Origin of the sequence: Streptomyces sp. LS1784 (genome assembly GCF_020103755.1) — a bacterium.
In the GTDB taxonomy this organism is placed as follows: domain Bacteria; phylum Actinomycetota; class Actinomycetes; order Streptomycetales; family Streptomycetaceae; genus Kitasatospora.
The window spans coordinates 18,066-29,061 of sequence record NZ_JAHSQD010000044.1 but is presented as its reverse complement, the minus strand read 5'-3'; the positions used below and the strand labels follow the sequence as shown (position 1 = coordinate 29,061).

The window sequence follows — 10,996 nt, the reverse complement described above, 5'->3', positions numbered from 1 at the left end:
CCGGGATCGTCTCGCCGCCGCCCGGCCGGACGCCCGGATCCGCCGCCGTGCCGGGGCCGCGCCCGACGACGCGCCCCGGCGCCGCCACCACCGACCGCACGACCTCCGAGGTGAGCACGTGATCCGATTCGACCGGGTCAGCGTGGTGTACGACGGCGAGACCACGCCCGTCCTGCGCGACATCGACCTGCACATCCCGGAGGGCGAGCTCTGCCTCGTGGTCGGCCGCACCGGCGTCGGCAAGTCCACCCTGCTCGGCGCCGTCAACGGCCTCGTCCCGCACTTCACCGGCGGCACCCTGCGCGGCCGCGTCACCGTGGATGGCCGGGACACCGCCCACCACCCCCCGCGCGAACTCGCCGACGTGGTCGGCGTGGTCGGGCAGGACCCTCTGGCCGGCTTCACCACCGACACCGTGGAGGAGGAACTGGCCTACGTCATGGAGCAGTTGGCGATCCCACCGGAGGTCATGCGCAAGCGCGTCGAGGAGACCCTCGACCTGCTGGGCCTGGCCGAGCTGCGCCACCGGGCCCTGCACGAGCTCTCCGGCGGGCAGCAGCAGCGCGTCGCCATCGGCTCGCTGCTCACCGCGCACCCGCGCGTCCTGGTGCTGGACGAGCCGACCTCCGCGCTCGATCCGACCGCCGCCGAGGAGGTGCTGGCCGCGATCACCCGGCTGGTCCACGACCTCGGCGTCACCGTCCTGCTGGCCGAGCACCGGCTGGAGCGGGTCGTCCAGTACGCCGACCGGGTCGTCTACCTGCCCGGCGACGGGACGGTCGTGCACGGGCCGCCCGCCGAGGTCTTCCGGGACACCACGATCGCGCCGCCCGTCGTCGGCCTCGGCCGCCTGGCCGGCTGGCGGCCGCTGCCGCTGTCCGTCCGGGACGCCCGTAGGGCCGCCGGGCCGCTGCGAGCGCGGCTCACCGACGTGCCGGTTCCCCCGCCGCGCCGGGCAGCGGTGGCGGGGGAACCGGTGCTGGACGCGAAGGGGGTGACCGTCCGGTACGGGCCGGTGGCCGCCGTCCGGGACGTCCGGCTGGCACTGCGCGCGGGCGAGGTCACGGCGCTGATGGGCCGCAACGGCTCCGGCAAGTCCTCGCTGCTCTGGGCCCTCCAGGGCTCCGGGCCCCGCCAGGGCGGCAGCGTGAAGGTCACCGGAGCCGGGGGCGGCCCGGCCGCGGACCCCAAGCGCCTGCCCGCGGCCCGGGCCCGGCAGCTGGTCGGACTCGTCCCGCAGACCCCCACCGACCTGCTGTACCTGGAGACGGTCGCCCAGGAACTCGCCCAGAGCGACCTCGAAGCCGATGGCGCCGGCGGGCCGACCGCACGGCAGATCCTCGACCGCCTGGCCCCAGGGATCCCGGACGACACCCACCCCCGGGACCTCTCCGAGGGGCAGAAGCTGGCCCTCGTCCTGGCGATCCAACTGTCCGCCGCACCACGGGTCGTGCTGCTGGACGAACCCACCCGAGGCCTCGACTACCACGCGAAGGAGGCGCTCACCGGCATCGTGGACGCCCTCGCCGCCGAAGGCCGTACGGTCGTCGTCTCGACCCACGACGTCGAGTTCGTCGCCTCTGCCGCCGACCGCGTCGTGGTGATGGCCGAGGGCGAGATCGTCGCCGACGGCCCCACCGCCGAGGTCATCGTCGCCTCGCCGACCTTCGCCCCGCAGACCGCCAAGATCCTCGCCCCACTCGCCTATCTGACGGCACGGCAGGTCGGGGCGGCCCTGGAAACGGCGGAGGCCACCCGATGACCGCCGTCCGGATCCCCGGCCGGGCCCGCGTCGTCGTCGCCCTGGCCGCCTTCATCGGCCTGGTCGCCTTCACCTGGCCGTTCGTCGTCGCCCCCGGAAAGTTCGGCTCCAACTACGCCCCGCCGCTGATCTTCGGAGCGCTGCTCGTCCTGGTACTCGCCGTCGTCATCGCCGAGATCTCGGCCGGCGGCATCGACGCCAAGGCCCTCGCCATGCTCGGCGTGCTTTCGGCCGTCAACGCCGGACTCCGGCCCCTCGGCGCCGGGACCGCCGGAGTGGAGACGGTCTTCTTCACCCTCGTCCTGGCGGGCCGCGTCTTCGGCCCCGGCTTCGGCTTCACCCTCGGCTGCACCTCGCTGTTCGCCTCAGCCCTGCTCACCGGCGGAGTCGGCCCCTGGATGCCTTACCAGATGTTCGGCTGCGCCTTCGTCGGCATGCTCGCCGGGCTGCTGCCGAAGGCCCGGCGGGGCTGGGAAGTGCCGATGCTGGCCGTGTACGGGGCCTTCTCCGGCTACCTTTTCGGCTTCCTGCTGAACCTGTCCTTCTGGCCGTTCTCGACCGACCCGAACAGCTCCATCGCCTACCTCCCCGGCCTGCCCTTCACCGAGCAGTGGCATCGCTACCTGCTCTTCGACCTCGCCACTTCGCTCGGCTGGGACACCGGCCGAGCCGTCACCACCCTGACCGCCGTGCTCGTCGTCGGGCCGGCCGTCCTGACCGTCTTCCGCCGAGCGGCCCGCCGCGCCAACTTCGAGCCCACAGTGCATTTCGAGGCCCATCACGGTCCGGATGTCACGCTGGGGCCGCAAACCGTCGCTCAGCCCACGGGGCAGGCGCACTCCTGAACCGAAAGGTCACCATCGTGCCCAAGCCTGCGAAGCACCGGACGATGACGCTGAACGGGGTCGACGTCGTCGTCCTGACCCCGGAACAGCACGCCGGACTGGAATCCGCACGCCGCCAGCTGGGCGGGGCGCAGGCGCAGGTCGCCGGGATGAAGCTCGACCTCCGCCGGGGACGGCAGCTGTTGGGTGAAGCCCAACGGGTGCTGGCGAGCATTCCCGCCGACCAGATCGAGCGACTGGAGGGTCAGTTGGGCCCGGGTCGCGGCGTGCCCCAACTGATCGCGGACATTCGCGCTGCCCTGCCACGCACGCCGGGCACCTCGCCGCGAACCTGACCGTCGGCCCGCGGGCCGCGATGGGGTCTCATCATGCGGACATGTTCCACGATCTCCGCGTCAGTCCCAACTGTTTGCGCATAAGCTGATCAGGCAGCCGGTTCGCCCTGTCCGCCAGGCAGGCGCGTCGTAAGAGGGAACCCGGTGGGAATCCGGGACTGCCCCGCAGCGGTGAGTGGGAACAACCGCCGTCATATGCACTGGGCCCGGGAGGGTCTGGGAAGCGACGGCCAGTAGGTGTCCGCCTTTCATGGGGTGGGCGTGCCCGCGAGTCCGAAGACCTGCCACTGCCCGTACGCAGACGACCTGCGTGCGGCTATCCGGTGACCTCGTGGGCGGGTCGGCGACCATACCAGGCAGATCAGGCCCGTACGTTCCGTGACGGCCGCCGCCCGGTTCGTCATCCCTTCGCGCCCTCGCCCCGTCCCCGGGTACTTGAGGAGACAGACTCGCGAAGGAGAGTCCCTTGACTACGAAGTCCGCAGCCGCGGCAATCGCGACCGTGTACGGCTACCCCCGCCAGGGCCGGGGTCGGGAGCTCAAGAAGGCCGTCGAGGGGTACTGGAAGGGCACGGTCACCGCCGACGCCCTGCTGGCCACCGCCGCCGACCTGCGCCGCGGGAACTGGCAGCAGCTCGCCGACTCCGGCATCGAGGAGGTCCCGACCGGGGACTTCTCGCTCTACGACCACGTGCTGGACACCACCGTCGCCGTCGGCGCGATCCCGCCCAGGCACCGGGAGGCAGTCGAAGTCGACGCGCTGGACGGCTACTTCGCCATGGCGCGCGGCACCCAGGACGTCGCACCGCTGGAGATGACCAAGTGGTTCGACACCAACTACCACTACCTCGTCCCGGAGCTGGGCCCGGACTCCGCCTTCGCCGCGAACCCGGCCAAGGCCGTCGGCGAGCTCAAGGAGGCCCTCGCGCTTGGCCATGACGCCAGGCCGGTGCTGGTCGGGCCGGTGACCTACCTGCTGCTGGCGAAGCCGGCGCCCGGGGTGGCCGCCGAATTCCAGCCGATCACCCTCCTGGACCGGCTGCTGCCGGTCTACGCGCAGCTGCTCGCGGCGCTGAAGGACGCGGGGGCCGAGTGGGTGCAGTTGGACGAGCCCGCGCTGGTCCAGGACCGCACCCCGGCCGAGCTGAACGCCGCCGCCCGCGCCTACCGCGAGCTGGGCGCCCTCACCGACCGGCCCAAGCTGCTGGTCGCCAGCTACTTCGACCAGCTCGGCGAGGCGCTGGCGGTGCTGGCGAAGGCTCCGGTCGAAGGCTTGGCGCTGGACTTCACCGGCCCGGCCGCCGCCAACCTGGACGACCTCGCCGCGGTGGGCGGGCTGCCCGGCAAACGGCTGGTCGCCGGAGTGATCGACGGCCGCAACATCTGGATCAACGACGTGGAGAAGTCGCTCTCCACCCTGGCCACCCTGCTCGGACTCGCCGACCGGGTCGACGTCGCGCCCTCCTGCTCTCTGCTGCACGTGCCGATCGACGCAACCCTCGAACGCGACATCGACCCGCAGATCGCCCGCTGGCTCGCGTTCGCCAAGCAGAAGGCCGCCGAGGCAGCGCTGCTCGCCCGCGGTCTGCACGAGGGCACCGGCGCGATCACCGCCGAACTCGCCGCCAACCGTGCCGACCTCGCCTCCCGCGCCACCTCCCCGATCACCCACGACCCCGCCGTCCGTGCCCGCACCGCCGCCGTCACCGCCGACGACACCCGCCGCGCCCAGGCCTACCCGGAGCGGACCGAGGCCCAGCGCGCCCGGCTCGGCCTGCCGCTGCTGCCGACCACCACCATCGGATCCTTCCCACAGACCACCGAACTGCGCCTCTCCCGCACCGATCTGACGGCCGGGCGGATCGATGACGCCGCCTACCGGGAGCGGATGGAAGCCGAGATCCGCGAGGTCATCGCGTACCAGGAGAAGGCCGGACTGGACGTCCTGGTGCACGGCGAGCCCGAGTGCAACGACATGGTCCAGTACTTCGCCGAGCAGCTCACCGGCTACCTCGCCACCCGGCACGGCTGGGTGCAGTCCTACGGCAGCCGGTACGTGCGCCCGCCGGTCCTCGCCGGGGACATCTCCCGGCCGCACCCGATGACCGTCGACTGGTTCCGCTACGCCCAGGGCCTGACCGGCCGGCCGGTCAAGGGCATGCTCACCGGTCCGGTCACCATGCTCGCCTGGTCCTTCGTCCGCGACGACCAGCCGCTCGGCGACACCGCCCGCCAGGTCGCCCTCGCCCTGCGCGACGAGGTCACCGACCTGGAGGAGGCGGGCGCGGCGGTCGTCCAGGTCGACGAGCCGGCCCTGCGCGAGACCCTGCCGCTGCGGGCCGCCGACCGTCCGGCGTACCTGGCGTGGGCCACCGAGGCGTTCCGGCTGGCCACTTCGGGGGTGCGGGCCGACACCCAGATCCACACCCACATGTGCTACGCCGAGTTCGGCGCGATCATGACGGCGATCGACGAACTCGACGCGGACGTCATCTCCCTTGAGGCCACCCGCTCCCACATGGAGGTGGCCGACGAACTCGCCGAGGCGGGCTACCCGCGCGAGGTCGGCCCCGGTGTGTGGGACATCCACTCGCCGCGGGTGCCGAGCACCGAGGAGGCCGTGGAACTGCTGCGCGCGGGCCTGGATGCGATCCCGGCCGAGCGGCTCTGGGTCAACCCCGACTGCGGCCTGAAGACCCGCGGCTGGCCGGAGACCCGTGCCTCTCTGGAGAGCCTGGTGGGCGCCGCCCGCCTGCTGCGTGAGGAACTGGCCGGCTGACGCGCCAGTGTGGGATCACAAGGGGCGGGCACGGCGGCACGCGCCGTGCCCGCCCCGGTGCAGAGCAGAGGAGCACGTCGCACCATGGCACGTCCCGCCGGACGCAAGATCTTCGCCCACGCCAAGCTGCGCCGGCTGCGCCGAGAGCACGGCATGAACCAGGTCGAACTGGCCCACGTGCTCGGCATTTCGACCAGCTACCTCAACCAGATCGAGCACAGCCAGCGCCCGCTCACCGCCGCCGTGCTGCTGCGGATCGCCGAGGTGTTCGGCGTGGACCCGGAGTTCTTCTCCGAGGCCGACGAAGAGCGCCTCGCCACCGACCTGCGCGCCGCCCTTGCGGACGAGGCGTCCGGTGCCCCCGTCGCGGCGGACGACATCGCGGAGGTGAGCCGGGACTGAGCGCGCCGATCGCCGCGGTGACGGCGCTGTAGAGGTCGGAGAGGGCGGAGGTGACGACCCGGGCGGTGAACGTCGAGGCGTTGAAGCTGTGTTCGGCGTACAGCACGAGTGAGATCTCGAAGCAGCGCACGACCTCGGGGGCGGGCACCGCGCCGAAGCACATGTGGAAGAAGTTCTCCGCGTACCCGAGGTCCGGGTCCGACGGGATCGGGGCCAGGCCGCGTCGGCGGCGCTGGTCGGCGGCGACGACGGTGGGCAGTTTGGCCAGCAGGGTGAGGGACTTGGCGAGGTTGGGGGCCGGGCGGCCGTCGTCCTCGGCCGGGTCCTCGGCGCCGAAGAAGCTGACGGCGGTGCGCAGCACGTCCATCGGGTGGCAGGTCTCGGGTAGCCGGGCGAGCAGTTCGGCGGTGGTGCGGTCGAGCGGGCGCAGGGCGCGCTCGCGGGCCCGGAACTCGCGCAGCTGGGCGTCGTCGGGCAGTTCGCCGTGCCACAGCAGGTACACGACCTCCTCGAAGGAGCGGTGGGCGGCGAGGTCCTGGACGGGGTAGCCACGGTAGGTCAGGGAGTTGGTCTCCTCAATGACGGTGGAGATCTCCGTGGTGTCGACGACGACACCGGCGAGGCCGCGATGGACCTCAGGTGCGGTGGTGGGCATGGGTCGGTGCCTCCGGTACGTGGTGGCCGGTCAGGTGCCGGGCGGGAGGGTGAAGTCGAAGACGGCCGAGTCGAAGGCCGAGTACTCCTGGTAGCCGAGGAGTTCGTAGAGCCGGGAGCGGGTCTGCATGCGCGGCAGCAGGGAGGCCTGGGTGCCCTCGGCGGCGATGGTGTGCAGCCCGTCCTCGATCGCGCCCATGGCGAGCCGCAGCAGTGTGACCGGGTAGAGGGCGATGTTGTAGCCGAGGCTCTCCAGGGTGCGGGTGTCCAGCAGCGGGGTCTTGCCGAACTCGGTGAGGTTCGCGAGCAGCGGCACGTCCACCGCCTCGCGGAAGGCCTCGTATTCGGAGATGTCGGCGAGGGCTTCCGGGAAGACGGCATCGGCTCCGGCGTCGACGTAGGCCTTCGCCCGGTCGATCGCCGCATCGAGTCCTTCGACGGAGCGGGCGTCGGTGCGGGCCATCAGCAGGAAGTCGGGGTCGCGACGGGCGTCCACGGCGCCCCTGATCCGACGGACCATCTCCTCGCGGGGCACGACCGCCTTGCCGTCGAGGTGGCCGCAGCGCTTGGGGTTGACCTGGTCCTCCAGATGGAGACCGGCGAGGCCCGCGTCCTCCATCAGCTGGACGGTGCGGGCGGCGTTCATCGGTTCGCCGAAGCCGGTGTCGGCGTCGATGAGGACCGGGAGGTCGGTGGCCCTGGTGGTCTGCTGGGCGCGGGCGGCGATCTCGGTGGAGGTGGTGAGGCCGATGTCGGGCAGGCCGAGATCGGCGGAGAGCACGGCGCCGGACAGGTAGACCGCGTCGAAGCCGGTGTCCTGGATGAGGCGGGCGGAGAGCGGGTTGATCGCGCCGGGAATGCGCAGCAGCCGTCCGGAGGCGACGCGCCGTTGCGGGACGCCCAGCGGGAGCTGGGCTCGGCGGAGAACAGCCGGCTCGCCAGGGTCATTCAGCAACTGACCAGCGAGGACGAGCGGGACGTCTTCCTGACGAAGGCCAACACTGCCTTCGAAGGGCTGAGGGAGGACCCGGTCCTCACCAAGACGTCCGAGGCGATCCAGGGACACCTCAGTGGCCTGACGCAGGCGGTGCGGGGACAGTACGTCGATGTGGGGTTCCACGACTACGAGCTCAACCGGCTCACGCGTGCACTTCGCCTCAAGATGTCCGAGCAGGGCATCGATCCGGCAGATCTCGCGGACTCGGGGCTCGGCTACGCGAACCTGCTGTTCATTGCGACAGTCGTCCTGGAACTCTCCAAGGCGAAGGACTCCGAACTCACCCTGTTCCTCGTCGAGGAGCCCGAAGCGCACCTGCACCCACAGCTGCAGGCGGTACTGCTGGACTACCTCCAGGAACAGGCCCGGGGCTCCGCCAAGGACGACACGCATGAACCGGCCGGCCGGATCCAGGTCGTCGCGACGACGCATTCAGCCCATCTGGCGAGCGCGGTGGGTATCGACAACGTCGTCGCACTGCGCAGCAACGCGGTCCTTGATCCGGCGGGCGAGGGCAAGTCCCCGGCCCGAGGCGGGCGGAACTCCACCCAGGCCGTTCCGCTGCGCCGGCTGCCGCTGGATGACCGGAGTCGGCGGAAGATCAACCAGTACCTCGATGCGACCCGCGCGGCACTTCTCTTCGCCCGGAAGGTGATTCTCGTCGAGGGAATCGCCGAGGCGGTGCTGCTGCCGGTGATCGCCAAGCACTGCCTGTACAAGGGCGATACTCCGGAGGACGTCGCCCGGCGGAGAGAGTTCCAGGCGGCCACGATCATCAACGTGGGCAGTGTCGACTTCCGCCCCTACATCGAGCTGCTCCTGGGCGAGGTCAACGGCTGCCGTCTGCTGGACCAGCTGGTGGTCATCACGGACGCGGATCCGGAGATTCCTGACGACCTCGCGCCGGCCGCCGACGACCACGAGACATCGACCGAGTTGCCGCTCTCCTCCGCGGAGGACGAAGAGGCGAATGCCGACGAGCAGGGCGAAGAGGACGACTCGACCGCCTGGAACCGCCGCAACGACCTCCTGGCGGTGGCCAGGCAGCTCGGCGCAGGAGAGCGGTTGATCGTCGCGGAGGCCAAGTACACCCTCGAAGCCGACCTTCTTGCCCCGAAAGGCAACGACAAGGTCCTGGGTACCGCCTACCTGGCCCAGCACAAGCGGTCCCAGAAGCACTGGGAGGCCATCACGGCCGCGGACGAGCCGGCACTCGCCTTCTACAAGAAGCTCAGGGACAAGAAGAAGCCCTTCATCAGCAAGGGCGAGTTCGCGCACGACGTCGCGCTGCTCCTCCAGGACGGCGAGCCCTTCACTGTGCCGGACTACCTTCGCGGGGCGATCGATGCCGTTGTCTCCAACGCGGCCGCCCCTGAGACCGGAGACGGCGAGTGATGCCGGAGCTGACCGATGACCAGCGCGCCCTCGTCGAGGAGGTGGCCGAGAGCGCCTTCGTGACGGCCTGCCCCGGGGCCGGCAAGACACGCGCTGTCGTCGCACGATACCTGCGCCGCGTCGAGGAGGAGCCGCGCAAGGGCATCGCTCTCGTGTCGTTCACCAACGCCGCGGTGGACGAGGTCCGGAGCCGTTGCGCCGATCGGCACGACGCGATGAAGGCCCCGCACTTCGTCGGGACCTTCGACAGCTTCATCGCCCGCTACCTCGTGGCTCCCCTGTACCGCGCCGTGTTCAAGGTGAGCCCGAGGCTGGTCCAGTCCTGGGACGATATCGGGCTGTCATCCTTCCGACTGCCGATCAAGGCTCGGGTGCCCGATGTTGAGCTCTCGTGGTTCGACTTCGACGGCACGGGTCGTGCGGAGCTGCGCCCCGAGCGGATTCCGCGTACGGCGGGACCTGCGCTCACGGGCCTGCTGACCGGTACTCGACGGGCGGACGCCGAGCGCAGGGCCGGTGCGATCCACCAGGGGCTTCTCAGGGCGGGAACGCTCACGTGTGACACATCCCGGCGTCTCGCCTGCGCTTGGCTCGCGGATCCCACCATGCGAGCTGCGATCCAGCCGCTCATCGCCAACCGCTTCGCGGAGATCGTTGTCGACGAGGCGCAGGACTGCGGCGAGGACGAGCTCGTGATCCTCCAGTTCCTGCTGGAGTGCGGTATCCGGGTCCTGATGATCGGCGACCTCGATCAGTCGATCTACGAATTCCGACGCGCGGTGCCCGAGCGGGTGAAGGCGTTCGGAGCCGGACTTCCCCGCCAGATCAGCTTGAGTCACAACTTCCGCAGCACGCCGGCCATATGCGCCATCAACTCCTCACTCCGGGTCAGTGGGCAGCCGGACCGGGCCAGTGGCCCGCATGCGGGAAGCACCGTACCGGTCCACGTCATCGGCTACCGGAAGGCCGAGGACATCGCGCCCCAGGTACTGTCCGTGGCGGCGGAGAACGGGCTCTCCGCCAGCCAGACGATCATCGTCTCGCATGGAGGGGCCGATGCCCTACGGGCAGTCGGCGCTGCCGGGACCGACCTGGTCGGCGCCAACCGTGTCGCCGCCGTTGTCGACGCCGGCCACAAGCTCAGGACCGGCTCCGATGGAAAGTCCCGCGTCGCAGCACTCGAACGGGTCGAAAGGTACCTGATCCAGGCGGTGGCCGCCGGCTCCCTCAACGAGCTGTCCCTGGACGCAGTGCTGGACGCCATCGGAATCGAGCGCCGATGGCTGCGGGACACGGCCATCCGCCTCTGTCAGGCCTTGGAGCCGCGGGACAAGACCGCATCCGGATTCAGCGCTGAGCTCCGAGCGAGGGTCGCCCAACTGGATTGGCCTTCACAGCTGACGGTCGACTGCTCCGTCTTCCGAGCCCCAAAAGCCAAGGATTGGGAGGGACTCCTCAAAGCAGAGGCCGCATCCGAGATCTTGTCCTCGACGATCCATGGGGTGAAGGGCCAGGAGTTTCCGGCCGTCGCGCTGACTCTTCCGACGAGGATGCGCAAGGACGCCACCGGCCGGACGGTCCTCGACGACTGGGAGTTCGGGTTCCAGACCGAAGCCAGGCGTGTTCTCTACGTCGGGGCGTCCCGAGCGCAGGCGCTCCTGATGTTGGTGGCACCGGTCGGCCACACGGAGCGGGTGACGAAGCTGCTGTCGAGGGACGCCGTCCCGTACCAGGTCCGCCCGGCGACGACTGGAAGGTAGCCGCACTGCGTCCCGCGACGAGGGCCCGCAGTTGTGTGGTTACGCTGCAGCGGCTAGGACCTGTCCG

At 70.8% G+C, this 10,996-nt stretch carries 7 protein-coding genes, 2 pseudogenes and 1 riboswitch; of the genes and pseudogenes, 7 read left to right on the top strand and 2 right to left on the bottom strand.

The genetic code is table 11. From position 1 onward, the window contains the following. The first annotated feature begins 118 nt into the window (after positions 1-118). From KS423_RS08530 to KS423_RS08510, 5 genes and pseudogenes are all read left to right on the top strand, one after another. Complete coding sequence (locus KS423_RS08530) at positions 119-1,762, top strand: ABC transporter ATP-binding protein (protein ID WP_224276787.1); 1,644 nt, start codon at positions 119-121, stop codon at positions 1,760-1,762. Beyond that, positions 1,759-2,607: an ECF transporter S component gene (locus tag KS423_RS08525; RefSeq protein WP_224276778.1), complete on the top strand. Its 849-nt coding sequence runs from the start codon at positions 1,759-1,761 to the stop codon at positions 2,605-2,607. Before KS423_RS08530 ends, KS423_RS08525 begins: the two co-directional genes overlap by 4 nt. 17 nt (positions 2,608-2,624) lie before the next feature. Then, a complete protein-coding gene (locus tag KS423_RS08520) occupies positions 2,625-2,942 on the top strand; it encodes a hypothetical protein (protein WP_224276776.1) in 318 nt (105 codons plus the stop codon). A gap of 81 nt (positions 2,943-3,023) precedes the next feature. After that, positions 3,024-3,246: riboswitch (cobalamin riboswitch) on the top strand. Between the two features lie 162 nt (positions 3,247-3,408). Continuing rightward, positions 3,409-5,721 (top strand): 5-methyltetrahydropteroyltriglutamate--homocysteine S-methyltransferase, encoded by a 2,313-nt coding sequence (gene metE, locus KS423_RS08515; RefSeq protein ID WP_224276774.1) that lies wholly within the window; start codon positions 3,409-3,411, stop codon positions 5,719-5,721. Positions 5,722-5,805: 84 nt separating this feature from the next. After that, positions 5,806-6,120: pseudogene (locus KS423_RS08510) on the top strand (helix-turn-helix domain-containing protein); the annotation flags it as partial. A gap of 1 nt (position 6,121) precedes the next feature. Here the strand turns inward: KS423_RS08510 and KS423_RS08505 are convergent. Both KS423_RS08505 and prpB read right to left on the bottom strand, forming a co-directional pair. Further along, a pseudogene (locus KS423_RS08505) lies at positions 6,122-6,778 on the bottom strand (citrate/2-methylcitrate synthase); the annotation flags it as partial. Between the two features lie 30 nt (positions 6,779-6,808). Then, entirely contained in the window at positions 6,809-7,729 is a 921-nt protein-coding gene (prpB, locus tag KS423_RS08500; protein ID WP_374119921.1) for a methylisocitrate lyase, read from the bottom strand. A gap of 210 nt (positions 7,730-7,939) precedes the next feature. Here prpB and KS423_RS08495 point away from each other — a divergent pair, with 210 nt between their 5' ends. Beyond that, positions 7,940-9,169, top strand: coding sequence for an ATP-dependent endonuclease (locus KS423_RS08495; RefSeq protein WP_224276783.1), 1,230 nt, complete (start codon positions 7,940-7,942; stop codon positions 9,167-9,169). Further along, positions 9,169-10,929, top strand: coding sequence for a UvrD-helicase domain-containing protein (locus KS423_RS08490; protein WP_224276772.1), 1,761 nt, complete (start codon positions 9,169-9,171; stop codon positions 10,927-10,929). The genes KS423_RS08495 and KS423_RS08490 overlap by 1 nt, the downstream gene beginning before the upstream one ends. The last annotated feature ends 67 nt before the right edge of the window (positions 10,930-10,996 follow it).

Coding starts and splice junctions, on each gene's coding strand:
- KS423_RS08525 (WP_224276778.1), top strand. CDS start 1,759: ATGACCGCCGTCCGGATCCCCGGCCGGGCCCGCGTCGTCGTCGCCCTG.
- KS423_RS08495 (WP_224276783.1), top strand. CDS start 7,940: ATGTCCGAGCAGGGCATCGATCCGGCAGATCTCGCGGACTCGGGGCTC.
- KS423_RS08490 (WP_224276772.1), top strand. CDS start 9,169: ATGCCGGAGCTGACCGATGACCAGCGCGCCCTCGTCGAGGAGGTGGCC.